The following is a 21,692-nucleotide window of genomic DNA, read 5'->3' on the forward strand; positions in this document are numbered from 1 at the left end:
GTTTCCGACTCTATCAGATCTTTTCTCGACCTGATCCCCAGTCAGCGGGGTTTGTCTTCCCGGTCGTTGGGCCGTTCCGACGTTCCAAACCTTAGCGGACTCTCTCCGTGTTTCCCAAATCGAGGCCGATTCGGGGATCGGAATTGAATTCGGACATGCCGAAATCGTTCCCACTGGGAGGTCGTGCAGAGGTTTTGGAGTGCCGCTCGTGCGGCGGGAGGTGTCGCCGCAGAACCGTTCCGGTCCCGTGACAACCCGAAGAACTCTACGGACCGGGGCAGGCGCTGTCAACCACCCCCGGCCAGGATCTTCAGTCCAGGTCGGTGAGGCGGCCGCCGGCGTCCGGCTGAGCGTGTTCCACCCTGCGCAGGAGGCGGATGAGGACATCACCGAGGGCGGTGCGCTCGGCCGGGGAGAGGTCCTGGAGGAGGTCCGCCTCGAAGACGGTGGCGAGGCGCATCGCCTCCAGCCACTTCTCGCGGCCGGCCGTAGTCAGCTCCACGATCACGCGCACCCGGTTGCTCTCGTCGCGCTCGCGGGTGACCAGCCCCTCGGTGACCATGCGGTCGATCCGGTGGGTCATGGCGGCCGGCGTCAGGCCGAGGCGCTTGGCGAGGTCGCTGGGGCCCATTTGATAGGGGGCGCCGGAGAGGACCAGCGCCTTCAGGACTTCCCAGTCGGCGTTGCTGATGCCGAGTTCGGCGGTCTGGCGGCCGTAGGCGACGTTCATCCGGCGGTTCAGACGGGACAGCGCGTTGACGATCTTCTCGACCTGGGGGTCGAGGTCCTGGAACTCGCGCTGGTACGCGGCGATCTGCTCTTCGAGTGTCGGCTCGCTGGGGCCGGGGGTGTCGCCCATTGCCGCAGTATGGCACGACCTCACTTTGCCTCGAAGTCCTTCGCTGTGTACTCTTTAGTATCGAACTTTAGCTTCTAAGCCTTCATGGCTAACTAGTGAGAGAGGTGAACGTGACCAGGGCGATGGGCGCAGCGATGCGCCGGATCCACGTGGGCAACGCACTCAGCGCGTTCGGGCTGGGCTTCACCGTCCCCTACCTGTACGTCTATGTGGCGCAGGTGCGGGGTCTGGGAGCCATGACGGCGGGGCTCGTCCTCGCCGTCTTCGCCGTGGCCGCGCTGATCGTGCTGCCGTTCGCCGGCAGGGCGATCGTGCGGCGCGGCCCGCTGCCGGTCCTGCTCACCGCCCTGGCCACCGCCGCGCTCGGCGCGCTGAGCCTGGGGCTCGCGGGTGGGGCCGTCTCGGTGCTGGCGTCGGCGGCGGCGCTCGGGGCCGGGCAGGCCGTGATGCAGCCGGCGCTGGCGACGATGATCGTGGACTGCTCGACCTCGGAGACCCGTTCGCGGGCGTTCGCCATGCAGTTCTTCCTCCAGAACCTGGGGCTCGGGGTCGGCGGCCTCATCGGCGGTCACCTCGTCGACACCACGCGCGTCTCCTCCTTCACCCTGCTCTTCGCCATCGAGGCGGCGGTGTTCCTGCTGCTGGTGGTGCTGATGTCGACCGTGCGGATGCCGCACTCGCCACGCATCGAGGACGCGCCGGCGCAGGCCGGGCGCTCGGCGCGGGACAGCTGGCGGCAGCTGGCGCGCAACCGGGCCATGGTGCAGCTGTGCGTGCTGGGCTTCGTGCTGTTCTTCGCCTGCTACGGACAGTTCGAGTCCGGGCTGAGCGCGTACGGCGTGGAGGCCGCCGGGATCTCGACGTCGGCGCTGGGTACGGCACTGGCCGCGAACACGCTGATGATCGTGGTGGCGCAGTTCGCCGTGCTGCGGTTCGTGGAGCGCCGGCGGCGGTCCCGTGTCATCGCGGCCGTGGGGCTGATCTGGGCGCTGGCCTGGACGGTGGCCGCGTACGCGGGGCTCGGGCACGGCAGCCGTGCGATGGCCACGGCCGCGTTCGTGTCGACGTACGCGCTGTTCGGACTCGGTGAGGCGCTGCTGTCGCCGACCGTCGCCCCGCTGGTGGCCGATCTGGCGCCGGACGGGATGGCGGGGCAGTACAACTCCGCCTTCGCCCTGGTGAAGCAGCTCGCGCTGGCCGTGGGCCCCGCAGTGGGCGGTCCGCTGGCGGCCTCGCTGCCGGGGCCGTACGTGGCGACGTTCCTGCTGTTCTCGCTGGGCATCACCGTGCTGGCGCTGCGGCTGGGGCGTGGACTCACCGCCGTACAGGATCATCCGTGGGGCGCGCGGAGCCGGGTGGTGGCGCGCGGTGGTGCGGCCACGGAGCCGGTCAGCGCGTAGGCGTGAGGCGGGCGTGGGCTCGCGGGGGCGGCCGTCGTCTTCGGACGGCGGCCGCCTCGGCGTTCCCGTCGGGCCTTTGGGGGCGCGCGGAGGCGCGTCCCCCGTCAGCGGACCGCTGTGGCGAGGATCGTGGTGAAGGGGAGGGTGACCGTGCCGTCGGCCGCGGTGCGGTCGGCGAGGCGGTCGGCCACCGCGCGGCCCGCCTCGGCCAGGGTCTCCTCGCCGTGGGCGTCGAGGATGTCCTGCCCCCAGGGCAGGACCGAGAGCTGGGCCGGGGCGTACTCGGCGGGCGGGGGCAGCGTGATGCCGAAGGTGACCTCGCGGGCCGCCGGGTCCTTGAAGCCGGCTGTCCGCAGGGCGGTGGTGAGGCGGTCGGCGGTCAGCGCCGAGACGGCGGCGAAGCTCTCGGCGGCCTGCTGACCGCCGTAGTCCTTGATGACCTCGTACTGCGCGGCGAAGTACGGGCACAGCGAGCGGTCCGCCCAGACCGTGGCGGCGAAACGGCCGCCCGCGCGGGTGACGCGGGCGGCCTCGGCCAGGGCGGCGTCGAGGTCCGGGAAGAACTGGGCGCCCTGCTGGCAGACCACCGCGTCGAAGGTGGCGTCCGGATAGGGGAGCCGGTCGGCGGAGGCCACGGTGAACTCGATGTCGGGGTACATGCGCGGGTGGCGGGCCTCGGCCACCTTCAGCATGCCCTCGTTGATGTCGGCGCCGAAGACGCGCCCGGCCGGGCCGACCTGGGCGGCGGCCGTGCGGGCGGCGATGCCGGTGCCGCAGGCGAGGTCCAGGACGGTGGCGCCGGGGTAGAGGTCCACGGCTTCCAGGAGCGCGGTGACGAAGGGCGCCATGATCGGCGCGACGGACTGCTCGTAGCGCTCGGGAGCGCTGCCCTTGAGTTGGAACCCGGATGCGTCAGCCATGGTGAGCTACTAGCACCGCGCGCCGGGTTCGCCCAGCCGCCGCGCGCTCGCCGCACCCGTCATGCCCCGCACGTACCCGCCCAGCACCCGTGACGTACCTGCCCAGCACCCGTGTGGCTGCGTCAGGCGTGGCCCGTGCGGGGCTGGGCTCCGGCCGGGAGGGCGAACTCGCACCACACCGCCTTTCCGCCGCCCGGGGTCCTGCGGGAGCCCCAGTTGGAGGCGATGGTGGCGACGATGGCGATGCCCCGGCCGGACTCGTCGCCGGGTTCGGCGCGGCGGCGCCTGGGCAGGTGGTCGTCGCCGTCGGTGACCTCGACGATGAGGCGGCGGTCGGTGCGGCGCAGCCGCAGGCGCATGGGCGGGGTGCCGTGCTGGAGGGAGTTGGCGACCAGTTCGCTGGCGGCGAGGACGCCCAGGTCGTGCAGGTCGGCGGGGAAGCGCCAGCTGGTCAGGACGCCGGAGGCGAACGCGCGGGCGCGGGGGGCGGCTTCGACGCCGCCGAGCAGTTCGAGGGCCGCGTTGCGGAACCGTTCGCCGTCCGGGCCGGTGCGGGCGGGGTGCTGCAGGACGAGTACGGCGACGTCGTCGTAGTGGTCGGCCTGGACGCCCGCCGAGCGGACCAGGCGGTCGCAGACGACCTGGGGGGTGCCGGTGGCGCCGGCGAGGGCGCGCTCCAGGGCGGCGATGCCCTCGTCGAGGTCCTCGTCGCGGCGCTCGACCAGGCCGTCGGTGTAGAGGACGGCCATGGAGCCCGGGCCCAGCGGGACCGAGCCGGAGGCGTGGATCCAGCCGCCGGTGCCGAGCGGCGGGCCGGTGGGTTCGTCGGCGCGCAGCACCGTGCCGTTGTCGTCGCGGACCAGGATCGGCAGGTGCCCCGCCGACGCGTACACCAGGCGGCCCTCGTTGGGGTCGTGGACGGCGTAGACGCAGGTGGCGATCTGGTTGGCGTCGATCTCGGAGGCGAGGCCGTCGAGGAGCTGGAGGACCTCGTGCGGGGGGAGGTCGAGGCGGGCGTAGGCGCGGACGGCCGTACGGAGCTGGCCCATGACGGCGGCGGCTCGCACGCCTCGGCCCATCACGTCGCCGATGACCAGGGCGGTGCGGCCGCCGCCGAGGGTGATGACGTCGTACCAGTCGCCGCCGACCGCTGCCTCGGTGCCACCGGGCTGGTAGGTGGCGGCGATGCGCAGGTCGTCGGGCTGTTCGAGGACCTGGGGCAGCAGCGAGCGCTGGAGGGTGACCGCGGTCTCGCGCTGCCGGCGCTCGCTGGCGCGCAGCCGCTCGGCGGCCTCGGCGTGGTCGGTGACGTCGGTGGCGAAGACGAGGACGCCGGGGCCGGTCCCGCGCGGGTCGCTGGCCGCACTGTGCGGGTCGCTGCCCGTACCGCGCGTTTCGGAGGCGGTTCCGCGCGGGTCGGAGGCGGTTCCGCGCGGGTCGATGCCGGTGCCGCTCGGCTCGGCGGTCGCCCCGCACGGGTCGCTGCCCGTCTCGTGCGCGTCGGGGACGGCGGTCGCCCGCGGGGTGGTGGCGACCCCGCGCGGGTCCGTGGCCGGGGTCCCGCGTGTGTCCGTGGCGGTGGTCCCGCGCGGGTCGTGGTCCGGGGCGCCGGCCGGGGTGCAGGTGAAGGTGTACCAGCGGCCGTCCGTGGCCTTGCGGGACTTGAGGGTGCGCGGCCTGCGGCTGCGCAGGACCTGGTCGAGGAGCGGGAGCAGGCCCAGTTCGCGCAGTTCGGGCAGGGCCTCGCGCGCGGGCTCGCCGTGCGGCCGGGGCCCGAAGGCGGCGGTATAGGCGTCGTTGACGTAGGCGACGCGGTGGTCCGGGCCGTGCACGAGGGCGACGAGGGCCGGCACGCGGTCGAGGACGTCCCGCGCGGGCAGCCCGTCGACGGCGGGCACGGGCCCTGTCCCGTCGGTCAGTTGTCCGGCGCGGGCCGCCGGCACGGAGCCGTCCGCCCGGCGGTCCAGGGCGGTGGCCGTGAGATCGGTCCGCGCTGCGGCGCGGCGCTGCGTTCCGGGGATTCCGGGGAGCCGGGCGCTCCAGCGCGTGAAGTTCACGAATCCTTGCCTCGTGTCGTCGTCTCAGGCCGGCTCCGGCCCGGCCGGGGATCTGGGGCCGCGCGGCGGTGACCGCACATTCTTACCGCCCCGCGGGTGCGGCACAGCGGTTATGCGTCAAAGCCTGCCGCCCGCGCGGGCTGTCGCCTGCGTGCGGTTGCCCGCCGGCGGTCGGGGACCAGTCTGGCAGTGCGGCCGGTCCGGCCGGGCCCACCGGAGGGCCTCAACGGGCCGTACCGGGCCGGATGGCCGGTATCCGTGGGACGCCGGGGCGCCCGGTGGAGTTCCCCGGTCCGGTCAGGACGACCCTTTCGGGTTGATGTTCGGGTCGAGAGGATGCTTTCCACCGGCGGCGAGTTCGAACTCCGCGCGGGGGTGTTCCAGCGAACCCAGTGAGACGATCTCCCGTTTGAACAGCCCCGCCAGCGTCCACTCGGCGACCACCCGGGCCTTGCGGTTGAAGGTGGGCACCCTGCTGAGGTGGTAGGTGCGGTGCATGAACCAGGCGGGCCAGCCCTTGAGTTTGCGCCCGTAGACCTGGGCGACGCCCTTGTGCAGTCCGAGCGACGCGACGGAACCGGCGTACTTGTGCGCGTACGTCTCCAGGGGCTCGCCGCGCAGCCGGTGCGCGATGTTGTCGCCGAGGAGCTTGGCCTGGCGCACCGCGTGCTGGGCGTTGGGCGGGGTCTCCTTGCCGGGCTCGGCGGAGGTGACGTCGGGGACGGCGGCGGCGTCGCCCGCGGCCCAGGCGTGGTCGACGCCGTCCACCGTCAGCTGGGCGGTGCACCTGAGCCGGCCTCGGCCGTTCAGCGGCAGGTCGGTGGCGGCGAGGACCGGGTGCGGTTTGACGCCGGCGGTCCACACGAGGGTGCGGGTGGGGAAGCGCTGCCCGTCGCTGAGGACGGCCACCCGGTCGGCGCACGACTCCAGGCGGGTGCCGAGCAGCACCTGGATGTTGCGGCGGCGCAGTTCGGCCACGGTGTAGCGGCCCATCTCCTCGCCGACCTCGGGCAGGATCCGGTCGGAGGCCTCCACGAGGATCCACTTCATGTCCTCGGGCTTGACGTTGTGGTAGTAGCGCGCGGCGTAGCGGGCCATGTCCTCCAGCTCGCCGAGCGCCTCCGTGCCCGCGTATCCGCCGCCGACGAAGACGAAGGTCAGGGCCGCGTCGCGGATCTCGGGGTCGCGGGTGGAGGAGGCGATGTCCATCTGCTCCAGCACGTGGTTGCGCAGGCCGATGGCCTCCTCGATGGTCTTGAAGCCGATGCCGTAGTCGATCAGGCCCGGGATGGGCAGGGTGCGCGCGACGGAGCCAGGGGCGAGGACGAGTTCGTCGTACGTCAGCTTCTCGGTGCCGCCGCTCTCCTCGGTGGCGAGGGTGGTGAGGGTCGCGGTGCGGTGCGCGTGGTCGATGGAGGTCGCCTCGCCGACGACGATGTGGCACTGGTCGAGGACGCGACGCAGGGGTACGACCACGTGGCGGGGGGAGATGGCGCCCGCGGCCGCCTCGGGCAGGAACGGCTGATACGTCATATAGGGGTCGGGCGTCACGACCGTGATCTCGATCTCGCCCCGCCTGAGCTCCTGCTTCATCCGCCGCTGCAGTCGCAGCGCCGTGTACATCCCGACGTAGCCGCCGCCGACAACGAGAATGCGCGCACGTTCCTTCACCATCCCATGACGCACCCGGCGCTGCCGTTTGTCCACAGCCCCGGCAGTTTGTGTGACCGTCGGCCATCGCCGTCCCGGGTTGGCCGAATTACCCGAGTTCGCGGAAGGAGCGCAGGTCAGCGAGGGTGGGCCGGGGTGCGGAAGGGGGCGTTATCCGGACGTATACGGCCCGTACTCCGATCGGGGGGCGCTCCGTGCGGAACCTGCCCCTTCTGAATTGACCCCCGCTCAACTATGTTCGTGTGTCGACGGGGTGTAGGGGATGTTGTCGAGCGAGTCCGTGGGGTCCCACCGGATCCGGCAGGCGGGCGCGGTCGCGCACGGTCCCCGCTGTGTGCATCCCGCGTTCAGTGACGGGGAGAGTCTCCGGGGGGAGACGTCATTACCGGGGGATCAGTTATGCACATTCAGGACACTCATTGGTCGACCGCGTCCGCCATCGCCGGTGGCGCCGCGATGAGCGCGACGGCGGGGGGCGGGCGCGGTGACGAGGGCCGGTCCTCGCGTACGGCACCGCTGCGGGTGGACGCACAGCGCAATCTCGAGCACGTGCTGAGGGCGGCGCGCGAGGTCTTCGGCGAGCTGGGCTACGGCGCGCCGATGGAGGACGTGGCGCGCCGCGCGCGGGTCGGCGTCGGCACGGTGTACCGGCGTTTTCCGAGCAAGGACGTCCTGGTGCGGCGGATAGCCGAGGAGGAGACGTCCCGGCTGACCGAGCAGGCGCGGGCCGCGCTGGGCCAGGAGGACGAGCCGTGGTCGGCGCTCTCCCGTTTCCTGCGCACGTCGGTGGCCTCCGGCGCCGGGCGGCTGCTGCCGCCGCAGGTGCTGCGGGTGGGCGTCGGCGAGGACCCTGCCGAGGAGACGGCCGAGCGGCGGGTGCCGCAGCAGCGGACCCAGCCCGAGGCCGGTGAGCTGAGGCTGGTGTCCGACGAGCCGGCGGCGCTCGCCCCGGAGGCGGACGACGACACGGGGGCGGCGACGCTGCTCGACGTGGTGGGCCGGCTCGTGGAACGGGCGCGTGCGGCGGGCGAACTGCGGCCGGACGTGTCGGTCTCCGACGTGCTGCTGGTCATCGCGACGGCGGCGCCCTCCCTTCCGGACGCGGCCCAGCAGGCGGCCGCGTCGGCACGGCTGCTGGAGATCCTGCTGGAGGGCCTGCGGTCGCGGCCCGCCTGAGCGTTCTCCGCGAGGGCGAACGGCACGGAGTCCGCCGCGGCAAGCCCCACGGACGAGTGGACGGTCCCCGCGAGCCGGTCCCCCGCGCAGGACGGCGTGGCCCTCTGACCGGGCCATCGGGTCTCTGCTGGGCTTGCTGCGGGGGCTTCCCGCGACGGGCGTTGACGGGCGCGGCGCGCCCCTCGGCGACGGCGAGGCGCACACGCGCGGGCGACGCCCACAGCCGGCGCCGCGCCAGGGCGAACCGGCCGAGCCACCGGCGGGCATGCGGGCGTGCCGGCGCGGCGCGAGCGCGGGGACGACGAGGGCCCGCCGCGGCAGGCGCCGGGCGAGGGCGGATCCGCCGAACCGCCGACGGGCATGCCGACCCGGCGCGAGCGCGGGCACGACGACGGACCGCCCACGGCAGACGCAGCACCAAGGCGAACCCGCCGAGCCACCGACGGGCATGCCGACCCCGCGCTCGCGCCGGGACGACGACGGGCCGCCCGTGGCAGCGGGGCGGGCGCCCTCCAACGCGGGGCTGGTCACGCGGATCCGCGCAGGGGACGACACGGCCTACGAGGAGCTGTAGCACCGCCAGGGCCCGCGAGGAGCTGCGGCCGACCGTCGAGGCGCCGCGGCCGCCAGGGCCCGCGAGGAGCTGCGGCCGACTGCCAAAGCACCGCGTGTCTTATACGCGGTGACGCTCGCGGACTGGGCCGAGTCGGGGGTTCACCTGCGAGTGGCGAGGTGGACCCGCGCGGCCTCGGCGAGCTCGTCCAGGATCACGTCCATGGTGAGGGCGGCGCCCCGGTCGCGCTCGGCGGCCCAGCGGTCGGGGGCGAGTCCCGCGCGGGCGGTGGCCTCGATCCGCTCGGCGTGCGCGCGCTCCGGCATGGGCCGCGGGCGGCCCTCGCGCCGCCGGTCGGCGGCGGCCAGCAGACGCACCGCGTGCGGCAGGTCGCCGAGCAGGGCAAGCGGCTCGGCCGCCATGTCCAGCAGGGCCGTCGTGACCACCTCCGAACACCGCCGCTCGACGGCGGTGCGCAGCGCGTCCGCGAGCATGGGCAGCCCACTCGCCGGACCGTCCTCCCGGGCCGTGACCAGGGCGTCGACGCCGGTCAGCACCGCCTCGAACTGCGGCGGCGGGGAGCCCCGCCGCGCCTCGGCGTGGGCCGCGTCGCACTGCGCCCGGGCACCGGCCACGTCACCGTCGTCCAGCGCGAGCTGGGCGCGCAGCAGATGCACGAACGCCCTTGAGTCCACGACGGCATGGCGCTCGGCCGCCGCACTCGCGTCGTCCAGGGTGGCCAGGGCGGCGGTCCGGTCACCGGAGCGGTAGGCGATCTCGGCGAGCCGCGCGAGCAGGAACGGCGACTCCGTGTGCGCGCCCACCTCGTGGGCGAGGCGCAACGCCTCCTCGTACTCCCCGCGCGCCTCGGCGAACCGGCCGCGCGCCATGGCGGCCTCCCCGGCCGCGCTGCACACCTGCGCGCGCATCCAGCGGTCGCCCACGCGCCGGCTGAGCTGCCGCAGCTCCGCGAGGTCGTCGTCGACGCCCCGCAGGTTGCCGGGGGAGTCGACGACCATGTGGGCGCGGAACATCAGAGTGACACCGAGCTCCCAGTCCCCGCCGTACGTACGGCAGTTGGCGACGGCCGCGTCCAGGGCGGGCCGTACCTCGGCCGGGCCGCCGGCGTAGTGGACGGTCAGCGGCCAGATGACGCCGGGCATGCGCGCCGCGCGCGGGCCGCCGCTCTCGAAGGCGGCCCGCACCCGGGCGACATAGTGCTGGAAGCGCTCGTCGCGCACCCAGTCCCCCTGCTCCGACTCGGACGTGAGGAACAGGTGAAACAGCCGCAGCTCCATCCGCTGCCCGTACCGCGGGTCGTCCGCCGCCTCCTCCGGTACGGAGAGCAGGTCGTCCACCGGGTCCGGCGAGCCGGGCGGGGCCGCCATGCGCAGCACGCGCCGGACCCACTCCACCGCCTCGCGCCGATAGTTGCGCAGCCACCAGAACCAGCCCATGGCGATGACGAGGTCACCGGCCTCCGCCTCGTCCCCGGCTGCGAGGGCGCGGTCGAGGGCCGCGCGGACGTTGTCCAGCTCGGTCTCCAGGCGGGCGATCCACGGCAGTTGCCCGGCGGAGCGCAGCTGCGGCTCCGCCTCCCCGGCGAGCGCGCGCACCCACGCGCGGTGCCGGCGTTCGGCGGCCGCCCGCACCTCCGGGACCTCGGCAGCGCGCTCGACGGCGTACTCGTGGATGGTCTCCAGCATGCGGTACCGCATGCCGCCGTCCGGCCCCGGCGCCGCCACGACCAGGGACTTGTCGACGAGCGCCCCGATCAGGTCGGCCACCGGGCCGGTGCACACGGCCTCGGCCGCGGCGAGGTCCCAGCCGCCCGCGAAGACGGACACCTCGCGAAGCACCGTCCGCTCCTGCGCGTCGAGCAGGTCCCAGGACCAGTCGACGACGGCCCGCAGGGTCTGCTGGCGGGGCAGGACCGTACGGCTGCCGGCGGTCAGGAGGCGGAAGCGGTCGTCGAGCCGGTCGGCGATCTGCCGGGGCGTGAGCAGCCGCAGCCGGGCGGCGGCCAGCTCGATGGCCAGCGGGAGGCCGTCCAGCCGCCGGCAGATCTCCGCGACGGCCTCCTCGTCGAGCGAGCCACCCCCGTCGGGACGTACGGCGGCGGCGCGCTCCGCGAAGAGCCGGTGCGCGTGCTCGGGCGGCAGGGGCTCGACCGGCCGCACCGACTCGCCCGGGACGCCCAGGGGTTCACGACTGGTGGCGAGGATCGTGAGCCCCGGGCAGCGGGTGAGCAGCGTCTCGGCGAGGTCGGCGGCCGCACCGATGACATGTTCGCAATTGTCAAGGACCAGGAGTCCGCTGCGCTGTGCGCAGTACTCGACGAGCAGGGCTACGGGATCGTCCTGCGAGGCCGCCAGGTCGTTGCCCATGAGCACGGTCTCCCGCAGCCCGAGCGCGCTGACCACCGCACCCGGCACCGCCCCCGGCCGGTCGAGCGGCGCCAGCTCGGCCAGCCACGCCTCCGGCAGCCCGGCGGCGGCTTCCTCGGCGAGACGGGTCTTCCCTGAGCCGCCCGGTCCGGTGAGCGTGACGAGACGGGCCCTGTGCAATTCGGAACGGATGGCGGCCAGCTCGGGTTCCCGCCCCACGAAAGAGGTAAGCCGCGGCCGAATATTGACGCGCCCCACGGCACCCCGGGCAACCGGCGCCAGCAACTCCGCGTGCAGAGCCCGCAGTTCCGCCCCCGGATCCGTACCGAGCCCCCCGGCAAGCGCACGCCGCACACCCTCGTACGCGGCCAGCGCCTCGGCCCCCCGCCCGCAGTCACGCAGAGCGCGCACCAGCAGGGCGTGCAACGGCTCGTCATACGGATGACCGGCCGCGAGCTCCGTCAACTCCGCCACGACATCCTGAGCCCGCCCCAGCGCCAGCAACGCCCCGGCCCGCCCCCGGACCGCCTCCAGCCACAGCGCCTCGAACCGGGCCCCGGCCGACCGATCGGCCAGATCGACGAGCGCGCCCCCACGCCACAACCCGAGCCCCCGCTCGAACAGCCGCAGGGCCTCCCGCGCATCCACCCGCCCGAGCGCGGCCGCACCCTCCCGCACCAGCCGCTCGAAGACGAACACATCGACGTCGTCCTTGCCCGCGACGAGCCGGTACCCGCCCGCCCCCGACGCCACCGCGTCCTTCCCCACACTCCGCCGCAACCGCCCCACGAGCGCCTGAAGGGCCGCCACCGCGTCCTCCGGCGGCGCCTCCCCCCACACCTCGTCGACCAGCACCCGCGCCGGCACCTCCGAACCCGGCCGCGAGGCAAGCGCACAAAGCAACCCCCGCACCCGAGGCCCACCCACGGCCACAAGGCCGCCCCGGTCGTCCTCCACCTGGGCAACCCCCAGCACCCTGTACCGCACGCCCCGATTCTCCCAACCCACACCCGGCACCACGACGAAAGCCGCACGAGCGAGACGGCGGAAGGGGCCGTGGGGGCGCGTCACAGCCCGCCGCGTACAGCAGTCGCTGCCGACACCAACCACTCGACTCACAGCAGTACGTCCCACGTGCGGCGGGCTGGACACGCCCCCACGGCCCCGCCCCACAACGCACCGCACCGCACGCACCCGGCCAACGCACCGCACCCGGCCACCGCACCACGCACCGCACCCGGCCAACGCACCGCGACCGAACCACGGACCACAACCGGCCACCGCACCGCGACCGAACCACGGCCCGCACCCGGCCACCGCACCGCGACCGAACCACGCCCCGCACCCGGCCAACGCCCCCAGGCAACCGATCCCGTCACCCGCCGGAGGCCAACGCCCCCCGCCGAGGCGCGACCCCGGAGGGCACGGCCCGGGCCCGCCCAGGCGTCCCCGTCCAGCAGGTCCCCCGCCGGGCGAGCAACCTCCGCAGCCACACCTCGAGCGACACCAGATCCGCCAGCCCGTCCAGCGGCAGCGCCTCCCCCTCCGCCGCCCCCCGCAACGCCTTCCGCACCACCCGCGCCTCCACCAGCCCCGCCTCCGCGAGCAACGGCGCCCCGAACAGGTCGATCAGCCCGTCCACCGCCACCCGCAGCCCGGTCCGCGCCGCGACCGCCGTCGGCGCGTGCGAGGGCGCCCCCCACCCGGCGGGCAGCTCCCCCACCCCGGCCCCCTCCAGCACCGTACGCAGGATCGCCCCCCGCGCCCCCGGCTGCACCCGCAGCGCCTCCGGCAGGGCCCGGCAGGCCCGCACGACCTGGTTGTCGAGGAACGGCGCGTGCAGCCGCTGCGACCGGATCTCCACCGCCTGCTCCAGCACGCGCAGATCCGCGGCCTGCCGCGTCAGCGCGGCACGCGCGCGATGGTCACCGGGCCGCTGCCCGGGCCCCACGAGCTGTGCCCGCCCGGTCGCACGCTGCAGGCGAACCGATACTTCAGCCAGCGCCTCCCCGGTCACCCACCGCGCGGCCGGCCCGGGTCTCGCCCAGGTCAGCGCGGCCAGGGACGCCCCGACCGCCCCGCCGGGCTCGTCGAAGCGCCGGTGCATCAGCCGCTCCGCGAGCCCTTCGAGCCCGGACCGGTACGGCGTGCGCGCGAGCCGCCGCGCCGCGCCGTACACGCGCGCGGGGACGGTGACCGACCCGTCCGCGCGGGCGAGCGCGGCCACCGGCCGCACCAGGTGCCTGCGCTTGCGGTCCATCAGCAGATCGGCGAGCCGCGCGGGATGCGCGTCGAGCACCTGGCGCGCGCCGTACCCGGTGAAGTGGTCCGCACTGCCGGCGGCCAGGCGCGCGCGGTGGCGGGCCGCGGTCACCAGCGAGGGCCCGGGCTCGTCGGTCAGCGGCCCGTCCAGGTCGGCGTACGGCAGCACGTCCTCCCCGCCGGTCACCACCACGTGGTGCAGCCGGGGGTTGGCGGCGAGCGCCCCGGCCCGCTCCAGCTCGGCCTCGCGCCCGGCGACGGCGAGGTCGTTGAAGGTGACGGCGAGCAGCCGCTCACCCGCGCCCGTGCCGTGGCCGAGCAGCGTGCCCGGCACGCCGGGAAGCCCCGCCGCGAGCAGCGCGAGCGTCCCGGAGGCCGGCCCGCCGGACAGGTCGGCGCCGATGCCGGGCACCGGCATCCCGCGGGCGGCCCGGCGCTCGGCCGGGCCCATGCCGGGCACGGGTCCGGGGTCGATGTCGGGCACGTGCCGCGGCGCGGAGAGCCGGGCGCGCACGGCCTCGACCAGCGCGTCGCGCACCGCGTCGACGGCGCTGTCGGGGTCGGCGGCGGGGGCCGCGACCGCCAGCGAGGCGACCGGCTCGTAGCCGGCGACCTCGCGCGCCCCCGCCCGCAGGATCAGGGCGTGCCCCGGCGGAACGCGCTGTACGCCCTCGTACGGCGTGGAGTCGTGCAGCGCGGCCGGTACGTCGGGGGCGGCGAGCAGGGCGGCCAGGTGCCCGAAGTCGAGGTTGGCCTCGATGAGGTCGGCCAGCGGGAGCGCGGCGGTCGCGTAGGCGGTGCCGCCGGCCCAGGGGGTGTGGAAGACCGGGCGCGCGCCGGCGAGGTCGCCACAGACGGTGACGCGCCGGCCCACCTGGACGACGGCCGTGTAGCTGCCGGACCAGGCGGTCAGGTGCCGCAGGGCGCCGCCGCGCGCGGCGAGCAGCCCGACGCGCAGCTGTTCGTCGGAGGCGCCGCAGACGCCGAGCACGGCGATCCGGGTCTGCGCGTCGACGGTGATCAGGCGGACCTCGTCGGGGCGCCAGTCGCCGACCGCCCACAGCGGGTCCGGGTCGCCCCACAGGAGCTGGGAGCCCACCGGGTGCAGGGTCTCACCGTCGTGTCCGGTGGCGCCTGCCGATCCAGCCCCGGCGGCCCCCGCGGCGGTGCTGCTCCATCCCACCAACCACCGCATCGACGCCTCCACGGACTTTCCACGGACTGTGGACCACCAGTGCACCGCACGAACCGGGTCACCATGCTGCCACGAAGGACGCGCGCCGGAGGGGAGGCGGAGCCGCCTTCGCTCCCCCGAACGCGCCCTCGCGCGCCTGTCCGCGAGTTGGCGAACCGCCGTACTGGGCAAGGCCGCTGCGACGTGAATGCGCCCCCTGATGCGCTCCCCTCAACACCGTTCGCGCCGTCAAGTGCCGTGGTAGGAGCCGCATTCGGCGGCGGAAAGCGGGGTCGGTTTTCGGCCAAATAGCCGTTGGGGGAACAGGGCTGCGCACGCTCCGTACATGGTCCGCGCCGAGCGCGGACAACGCGCAGCCCGGGAGGCGGAGTTCGCCTCCCGGACCGTTCCGCCGCCCGCGGGGATGAAGGCGGCGGTGTCCCCCAGCCCACTGGATCCAGTACAGCGGGCCGACCCACGCACCGCCATGGAACCCCTTCCGCGATGGCCGGAGTAGAGCGCACGGACGGGCGCACGGCCACACGTCAGGAGCACGCCGCAACCCTGCGTGCAGGGCCCGTACTTCCGTGCGGGCCACAATCCCGCCATCCGGCGGAATGCCCCTTAACGCTTGGGATGCGGCGAACTACGCTGGGTTTACGAATGCCGCGTGCTTATGCCACGGCGGCAGCCGTCTGTGTCGAGGGGTGGCGCATGTCCAGGGAGCAACGCGGGCCGAACGAAAAACTCGGCGCCGTTCTCGCCCTCGCGGGAATCAGCAACGCAGGACTCGCGCGCCGCGTCAACGACCTTGGCGCCCAACGCGGGTTGACACTTCGCTACGACAAGACCTCCGTGGCGCGCTGGGTGTCGAAGGGCATGGTGCCGCAGGGCGCCGCGCCGCACCTGATCGCGGCCGCCATCGGACAGAAGCTCGGCCGCCCGGTGCCGCTCCACGAGATCGGCCTGGCGGACGCGGATCCCGCACCCGAAGTGGGCCTCGCCTTCCCCAGAGACGTCGGCCAGGCGGTCCGGTCGGCCACGGAGCTGTACCGGCTGGACCTGGCGGGCCGCAGGGCCGGCTCCGGCGGCATCTGGCAGTCGCTGGCCGGCTCCTTCGCGGTGACCGCGTACGCGACGCCCGCCTCCCGCTGGCTGATAACCCCGGCCGACAGCTCGGTGGCGCGCGAGGCGGGCGGGAGCGACGGCTCGGGCGCACCGATCAAAGTCGGCCACAGCGATGTGCAGAAACTGCGGGAGGCCGCGGAGGACGCGAGGCGCTGGGACTCCAAGTACGGGGGCGGCGACTGGCGTTCGTCGATGGTGCCCGAGTGTTTACGCGTGGAGGCCGCTCCGCTGCTGCTCGGCTCGTACTCCGACGAGGTGGGCCGCGCCCTGTTCGGCGCGAGCGCCGAACTGACGCGCCTGGCGGGCTGGATGGCGTTCGACACCGGCCAGCAGGAGGCCGCCCAGCGCTACTACATCCAGGCCCTGCGCCTGGCCCGCGCCGCGGCGGACGTCCCCCTCGGCGGGTACGTGCTCGCCTCCATGTCCCTCCAGGCCACCTACCGCGGATTCGGCGACGAGGGCGTCGACCTCGCGCAGGCCGCCCTGGAGCGCAACCGCGGGCTGGCCACGGCCCGCACCATGAGCTTCTTCCGTCTCGTCGAGGCACGCGCGCACGCACGCGCGGGCGACGCCCAGGCGGCCGGCGCGGCCCTGAAGGCCGCCGAGGGCTGGCTGGAGCGCTCGCGCGAGGGCGACAACGACCCGACGTGGCTGGGCTTCTACGGCTACGACCGGTTCGCCGCCGACGCCGCCGAGTGCTACCGCGACCTGAAGGCTCCGCGCCAGGTCCGCCGCTTCACCGAGCAGGCGCTGTCCAAGCCAACGGAGGAGTTCGTGCGCTCGCACGGCCTGCGGCTGGTGGTCTCGGCGGTCGCCGAGCTGGAGTCGGGCAACCTCGACGCGGCCTGCGAGCAGGGGGAGCGCGCGGTGGAGGTCGCCGGCCGCATCTCCTCGGCCCGCACCACGGAGTACGTCAAGGACCTGCTGCACCGGCTGGAGCCCTACGGCGACGAGCCGCGCGTGGTGGAGCTGCGGGAGCGGGCCCGCCCGCTCCTGATGGCCCCGGCCTGATCCGGCGGCGGTCCCGCCCGCCGTGCGGGACGGGAGGCCCCCCCGTCCGGCTTCCGCCGGGCGCGGGGGCCTCTGGCCTGCCTGCCGGTTTGAGGGCATTGTCAGTGGCGCAGTGCACTATCGAAGCCGGGAGGTGGAGCAGGTGCGGCCAAAGATCGCATACGACTGCGACGTGCTGGTGATCGGTGGCGGGATCGTCGGGCTGTCGACGGCGTACGCGATCACGCGCGCCGCGCCGGGCACACGCGTGACCGTGCTGGAGAAGGAGCCGGGCCCCGCCCGCCACCAGACCGGCCGCAACAGCGGGGTGATCCACAGCGGGATCTACTACCGCCCCGGCTCCCTGAAGGCCAGGTACGCGGTGCGGGGCGCCGCCGAGATGGTCAAGTTCTGCGCGGAGTACGGCATCGCGCACGCCGTCACCGGCAAGCTGATCGTCGCGACCGGGCGGGACGAGCTGCCCCGCCTGCACGCCCTGGTGCAGCGCGGCCGGGAGAACGGCATTCCGGTGCGCGAGCTGGGCGCCCCCCAGATCGCGGAGTACGAGCCGGAGGTGCGGGGCCTGGCCGCCATCCACGTCGGCACCACCGGGATCTGCGACTTCGTGGGCGTGGCCCGGCAGCTGGCCGGGTCCTCCGGCGCCGACATCCGCTACGGGGCGCGCCTGGCCCGCGTGGACCGGCGACCGGAGCTCGGGGTGGCCGTGGAAACCGCCCGCGGCGAGGTCGTACGCGCGCGCGTGCTGGTCAACTGCGCCGGTCTGCACTGCGACGAGGTGGCCCGGCTGACCGGGGACGAACCGGGCATGCGGATCGTGCCGTTCCGTGGCGAGTACTACGAGCTGGCGCGGCCGGATCTGGTGCGGGGCCTGGTGTATCCGGTGCCGGACCCGGCGTTCCCCTTCCTCGGCGTGCACCTCACGCGCGGGATCGACGGCGGCGTCCACATCGGGCCCAACGCGGTGCCGGCCCTGGCCAGGGAGGGGTACGGCTGGGGGACCGTACGTCCCCGGGAGCTGGCCGGGACGCTCACCTGGCCCGGCTCCTGGCACATGGCCGGCCGGCACTGGCGGTACGGGGTAGGGGAGCTGCGGCGGTCCATGTCCAAGAGCGCCTTCACTACGGCCGTGCGCAGACTGCTGCCCGCGGTGACGGCCGACGACCTGGTGCCGGCGGCGGCCGGGGTCCGGGCGCAGGCGGTGCTGCGGGACGGGACGCTGGTGGACGACTTCCTGATACGCGAGGGCGCCCGCACGGTGCACGTCCTCAACGCGCCGTCGCCCGCGGCCACGGCCTGCCTGCCCATCGGCCGCGAGGTGGCCCGGCGAGCGCTGGCCGCGCTGGCGTCGACGGACTGACCCCGGGACCGGGCGATGCCCGCCGCCTGACCGCTGACCGAGCGGCACCCACCGCCCGACCGGACGACGTCGGCCGCCTGACCCCGGACTGGGCGGCGCCTGCCCACCGACCCCGGACCGGACGGCGCCCGCCGCCTGCCCCCCACCGGACGGCACCGGCCGCCTGCCCCCTGACCGGGCGGCACCTGCCCACCGACCCCGGACCGGACGATGCCCGCCGCCTGCCCCCCGACCGGACGGCGCCCGCCGCCTGACCCCGAACCGGACGGCACCTGCCCACCGACCCCGGACCGGACGATGCCCACCGCCCGCCCCCCGACCGGACGGCGCCCGCCGCCTGACCCCGGACCGGACGATGCGCTCGGGCCGTAAAATCGGGTCCACTGTGTCTGACTCCCTCAACACCCCCGAAGCTCCCGGAGCCGCGCGTCCCGCACCCGGCGAGCAGCCCCCGCACGCCCCCGGAGTGCCCGTCCGGCACACCAGGGCCAAGGGGGAGCCGCGCTTTCCCGACGGGCCGCGCGCCGATCCGGCCGGCTCGCACTTCGAGCGGCGGATCCGCAGCTTCCAGCCGCGGCGCAGCCGGGTGACCACGGGCCAGGCCGACGCCCTGCAACGGCTGTGGCCCAAGTGGGGGCTGGACATCGACGGTCAGCGGGTCCTCGACCTCGCCGAGCTGTTCGGGAACACCCGCCCGGTCGTGCTGGAGATCGGGTTCGGGATGGGGGAGGCCACCGCGCAGATGGCCGCCGCCGACCCGGACACCAACATCCTCGCCGTCGACGTGCACACGCCCGGCCAGGGCAACCTGCTGAGCCTGGCCGACCGCAACGCGCTCACCAACGTCCGCGTCGGCAACGGCGACGCGATCATCCTGTTGCGCGAGATGCTCACCCCCGACTCCCTCGACGGGCTGCGCGTCTACTTCCCCGACCCCTGGCCCAAGAAGCGGCACCACAAGCGGCGGCTGATCCAGCCCGAGTTCCTCACGCTGGCCGCGACCCGGCTGCGCCCCGGGGCGACCGTGCACTGCGCCACCGACTGGGAGCCGTACGCCGAGCAGATGCTCGAGGTGCTGACCGCGCACCCCGACTTCGAGAACACCCGCCCCGACGGGGGTTTCGCACCCCGTCCCGGGTTCCGGCCGCTGACCCGTTTCGAGGGCCAGGGACTGGACAAGGGTCATGTGGTGAACGATCTGCTCTTCCGCCGCGTACCGCACGAGGACCGGACTCCGGAGCCGCCCGCCGACCCCTCGGCAGGCCCCGTCGCGGGCGGCGCACTCCCTCGTTAGGGTCAATGCCGTGGCCACCAGTCCCCCGTACCCGACACGTCCGAGCGTTCCCCCCGGCGGCCGGCCCCGGCACGCGCACTGGTGGCAGAGGCGATGGGTGCGCTACGGCGCCCTGATCACCCTGCTGGCGCTCTCCGGGCTGGTCATCCTCGCCCTGGTGCGCCGGCAGACCGGCACCGAGGGCTTCCTGGTGGGGCTGGGCCTGGCCGTGCTGCCGGTGCCGCTGCTGATGGCCGCCTTCCGCTGGCTGGACCGGGTCGAACCCGGCCCCTGGCGGAACCTGCTGTTCGCCTTCGCCTGGGGGGCGTGCGCGGCGGCGCTGATAGCGATCGTCGCCAACAGCTTCGCCACCCGCTGGATAGCCACCTCCACCGCCGACCCGTCCAGCGCGGACACCCTCGGCGCGACCGTCATAGCCCCGATCGTGGAGGAGTCGGCGAAGGCCGCCGCGGTCCTGCTGATCTTCCTCTTCCGCAGACGCGACTTCACCGGCATCGTCGACGGGGTCGTCATCGCCGGCGTCACCGCGACCGGCTTCGCGTTCACCGAGAACATCCTCTACCTCGGCACCGCCTTCGGCACCGACCAGATGAGCGGCGGCCAGGGCATCGCCTCCGTCACCGCCGCGACGTTCTTCGTGCGCGTGATCATGTCGCCGTTCGCGCACCCCCTGTTCACCGTCCTCACCGGCATCGGCTTCGGCCTGGCCGCGCTGTCCGGGGACCGCCAGCACCTGCGCCGGATCCTGTTCCCCCTGGCCGGCCTGCTGCTCGCGATGGGCATGCACGCCTTCTGGAACGGCTCGTCCACCTTCGGCGAGTACGGCTTCTTCGCGGTCTACGGCGCCTTCATGGTGCCCGCGTTCGGGCTGCTGACCTGGCTGGTCGTCTCCACCCGGCAGCGCGAACTGCGGACCGTGCGCGCCGAGCTGCCCGCGTACACGGCGGCCGGCTGGCTCACCCCGGCCGAGCCGTACGCCCTCGGCTCCATGCGCGCCCGCAGGCTGGCCCGCGAGTACGCCCGCCGGCACCTGGGCAGGCAGGCCGCGCGGACCGTGGCCCAGTACGAGGCCTACGCCACCTCCCTGGCCTTCCTGCGCCACCGGGGCAACCGGGGCCGGGCCGGCGCCGACTTCGTCCTGCGGGAGCAGCAGTTGCTGCACGAGCTGTGGCGCAGGCGCGAGACGGCGCAGCCGGCACTGGACCACGCGGCCCGGATGACCGCGCCCCCGATGCGGATGGCCGCGCCACCGTGGCCGGCGCACGGGCCAGTGCACGGACCGGTGCACGGGGTGTACGGCGCCCAGCCGCATCCGGTGCACCCCGTACACCCCGTACACCCCGCTCAGGGCCGGTACGCGCCGCCGCCGGGGCCGTACGGCTCCCAGCAGGGCTCGTACGGCCCGTACAACCCGTACCGCACCCAGCCGTAGGCGGCCCGGGCGCTACGCCGACGCGTTCGTCAGCCTGGCGACCTCGTCCTGTGTCAGCCGCAGATCGGCCACGCCGAGCAGGGCGGGCAGCTGCTCCACCGTGCGCGCGGAGGCGATGGGGGCGGCCACGGTCGGCTGGGCCGCGAGCCAGGCCAGGGCCACGGTGGCGACCTCGGCGTCGTGGGCGCGGGCGACCTCGTCGAGGGCGGCCAGGACCCGCTGCCCGCGCTCGGTCGCCAGGTGCTTGGCGGCGCCCTCGGCCCGCGCGCTGTCCACCTTCGCACCCGGCCGGTACTTGCCGGTCAGGAAGCCGGAGGCGAGCGCGAAGTACGGCACGGCGGCCAGACCGGCGCGCTGGGCCAGGTCGAGCAGGTCGCCCTCGTAGGTGTCGCGGGAGACGAGGTTGTAGTGCGGCTGGAGCGCCACGTACCGGGCCAGGCCCTCCCTCTCGGAGAAGTCCAGCGAGGCCTTCAGGCGCTCGGCGGAGATGTTGGAGGCGGCGATGTGCCGCACCTTGCACGCCCTCACCAGCTCGTCGAGGGCCCCGATGATCTCCTCGACCGGCACCTCGGGCTTGTCGAAGTGGGTGTAGTAGAGGTCGATGTAGTCGGTGCCCAGGCGCTTGAGGGAGGCGTCGGCGGCGGCCCTGATGTTGGCGGCGCTCAGGCCTGGGTAGTCGGGGTGCTGGCTGACCTTGGTGGCGATGACGACGTCGGAGCGGTTGCCGCGCGCCCGCACCCACTCGCCGATGATCGTCTCGGACTCGCCGCCCTTGTTGCCCTCGACCCAGGCCGAGTAGGAGTCGGCGGTGTCGACGAAGTTCCCGCCGGCCGCCGTGTAGGCGTCGAGGACGGCGAAGGACTGTTCCCGGTCGGCGGTCCAGCCGAAGACGTTGCCGCCGAGGGCGAGCGGGAAGACCTCGAGGTCGGATGTGCCGAGCTTGCGTACGGAAGTCATGTACAACATCAACAACGGCTTCCGGACGGCCCATTCCGGCACGCGCCGCATACT

General features: G+C 74.4%; 14 protein-coding genes. 7 read left to right on the forward strand and 7 right to left on the reverse strand.

Features of this window, described 5'->3' with window-relative positions; all coding sequences use genetic code 11:
- Positions 1 to 310: 310 nt before the first annotated feature.
- Positions 311 to 859, reverse strand: coding sequence for a MarR family winged helix-turn-helix transcriptional regulator (locus tag IE217_RS02830; protein ID WP_190176095.1), 549 nt, complete (start codon positions 857 to 859; stop codon positions 311 to 313).
- 134 nt (positions 860 to 993) lie between these two features.
- Here IE217_RS02830 and IE217_RS02835 point away from each other — a divergent pair, with 134 nt between their 5' ends.
- Complete coding sequence (locus IE217_RS02835) at positions 994 to 2,259, forward strand: MFS transporter (protein WP_190176519.1); 1,266 nt, start codon at positions 994 to 996, stop codon at positions 2,257 to 2,259.
- Between the two features lie 104 nt (positions 2,260 to 2,363).
- On the opposite strand, the gene IE217_RS02840 is transcribed toward IE217_RS02835, so the two are convergent.
- From IE217_RS02840 to IE217_RS02850, 3 genes are all read right to left on the reverse strand, one after another.
- Positions 2,364 to 3,179, reverse strand: coding sequence for a class I SAM-dependent methyltransferase (locus IE217_RS02840; protein WP_190176096.1), 816 nt, complete (start codon positions 3,177 to 3,179; stop codon positions 2,364 to 2,366).
- A gap of 122 nt (positions 3,180 to 3,301) precedes the next feature.
- Complete coding sequence (locus IE217_RS02845; RefSeq protein ID WP_190176097.1) at positions 3,302 to 5,236, reverse strand: SpoIIE family protein phosphatase; 1,935 nt, start codon at positions 5,234 to 5,236, stop codon at positions 3,302 to 3,304.
- 297 nt (positions 5,237 to 5,533) lie between these two features.
- Entirely contained in the window at positions 5,534 to 6,910 is a 1,377-nt protein-coding gene (locus IE217_RS02850; protein WP_190176098.1) for an NAD(P)/FAD-dependent oxidoreductase, read from the reverse strand.
- Between the two features lie 396 nt (positions 6,911 to 7,306).
- On the opposite strand from IE217_RS02850, the gene IE217_RS02855 reads away from it, so the two are divergent.
- Positions 7,307 to 8,083: a TetR/AcrR family transcriptional regulator gene (locus tag IE217_RS02855; protein WP_190176099.1), complete on the forward strand. Its 777-nt coding sequence runs from the start codon at positions 7,307 to 7,309 to the stop codon at positions 8,081 to 8,083.
- A gap of 448 nt (positions 8,084 to 8,531) precedes the next feature.
- Positions 8,532 to 8,657: a hypothetical protein gene (locus tag IE217_RS35045; RefSeq protein ID WP_268249124.1), complete on the forward strand. Its 126-nt coding sequence runs from the start codon at positions 8,532 to 8,534 to the stop codon at positions 8,655 to 8,657.
- 140 nt (positions 8,658 to 8,797) lie between these two features.
- On the opposite strand, the gene IE217_RS02860 is transcribed toward IE217_RS35045, so the two are convergent.
- Both IE217_RS02860 and IE217_RS02865 read right to left on the reverse strand, forming a co-directional pair.
- On the reverse strand, positions 8,798 to 12,010 hold the full coding sequence (locus IE217_RS02860) for an ATP-binding protein (RefSeq protein WP_190176100.1): 3,213 nt from the start codon (positions 12,008 to 12,010) through the stop codon (positions 8,798 to 8,800).
- A gap of 388 nt (positions 12,011 to 12,398) precedes the next feature.
- Positions 12,399 to 14,480, reverse strand: coding sequence for an asparagine synthase-related protein (locus tag IE217_RS02865; RefSeq protein WP_190176101.1), 2,082 nt, complete (start codon positions 14,478 to 14,480; stop codon positions 12,399 to 12,401).
- Between the two features lie 693 nt (positions 14,481 to 15,173).
- On the opposite strand from IE217_RS02865, the gene IE217_RS02870 reads away from it, so the two are divergent.
- The 4 genes from IE217_RS02870 (at position 15,174) to IE217_RS02885 (ending at position 20,681) form a co-directional block, all read left to right on the forward strand.
- A complete protein-coding gene (locus IE217_RS02870; RefSeq protein ID WP_190176102.1) occupies positions 15,174 to 16,598 on the forward strand; it encodes an NsdA family TPR-like regulatory protein in 1,425 nt (474 codons plus the stop codon).
- A gap of 133 nt (positions 16,599 to 16,731) precedes the next feature.
- Positions 16,732 to 17,955, forward strand: a complete 1,224-nt coding sequence (gene lhgD, locus IE217_RS02875) for an L-2-hydroxyglutarate dehydrogenase (protein WP_229865045.1) — start codon at positions 16,732 to 16,734, stop codon at positions 17,953 to 17,955.
- Positions 17,956 to 18,340: 385 nt separating this feature from the next.
- Entirely contained in the window at positions 18,341 to 19,249 is a 909-nt protein-coding gene (gene trmB, locus IE217_RS02880) for a tRNA (guanosine(46)-N7)-methyltransferase TrmB (protein WP_229864997.1), read from the forward strand.
- A gap of 10 nt (positions 19,250 to 19,259) precedes the next feature.
- Entirely contained in the window at positions 19,260 to 20,681 is a 1,422-nt protein-coding gene (locus IE217_RS02885; protein ID WP_190176104.1) for a PrsW family intramembrane metalloprotease, read from the forward strand.
- Positions 20,682 to 20,693: 12 nt separating this feature from the next.
- Here the strand turns inward: IE217_RS02885 and IE217_RS02890 are convergent, their stop codons facing one another.
- A complete protein-coding gene (locus tag IE217_RS02890; RefSeq protein ID WP_190176105.1) occupies positions 20,694 to 21,638 on the reverse strand; it encodes an aldo/keto reductase in 945 nt (314 codons plus the stop codon).
- Positions 21,639 to 21,692: the final 54 nt, after the last annotated feature.

The organism is Streptomyces naganishii JCM 4654, assembly GCF_014650575.1.
GTDB classification, from domain to species: Bacteria; Actinomycetota; Actinomycetes; order Streptomycetales; family Streptomycetaceae; genus Streptomyces; species Streptomyces naganishii.

What these genes read in the sequence shown, in the direction of transcription:
- IE217_RS02830 (WP_190176095.1), bottom strand. Translation starts at nt 859, where the DNA reads ATGGGCGACACCCCCGGCCCCAGCGAGCCGACACTCGAAGAGCAGATC.
- IE217_RS02835 (WP_190176519.1), top strand. Translation starts at nt 994, where the DNA reads ATGCGCCGGATCCACGTGGGCAACGCACTCAGCGCGTTCGGGCTGGGC.
- IE217_RS02840 (WP_190176096.1), bottom strand. Translation starts at nt 3,179, where the DNA reads ATGGCTGACGCATCCGGGTTCCAACTCAAGGGCAGCGCTCCCGAGCGC.
- IE217_RS02850 (WP_190176098.1), bottom strand. Translation starts at nt 6,910, where the DNA reads ATGGTGAAGGAACGTGCGCGCATTCTCGTTGTCGGCGGCGGCTACGTC.
- IE217_RS02855 (WP_190176099.1), top strand. Translation starts at nt 7,307, where the DNA reads ATGCACATTCAGGACACTCATTGGTCGACCGCGTCCGCCATCGCCGGT.
- IE217_RS35045 (WP_268249124.1), top strand. Translation starts at nt 8,532, where the DNA reads ATGCCGACCCCGCGCTCGCGCCGGGACGACGACGGGCCGCCCGTGGCA.
- IE217_RS02865 (WP_190176101.1), bottom strand. Translation starts at nt 14,480, where the DNA reads ATGCGGTGGTTGGTGGGATGGAGCAGCACCGCCGCGGGGGCCGCCGGG.
- IE217_RS02870 (WP_190176102.1), top strand. Translation starts at nt 15,174, where the DNA reads ATGTCCAGGGAGCAACGCGGGCCGAACGAAAAACTCGGCGCCGTTCTC.
- IE217_RS02890 (WP_190176105.1), bottom strand. Translation starts at nt 21,638, where the DNA reads ATGACTTCCGTACGCAAGCTCGGCACATCCGACCTCGAGGTCTTCCCG.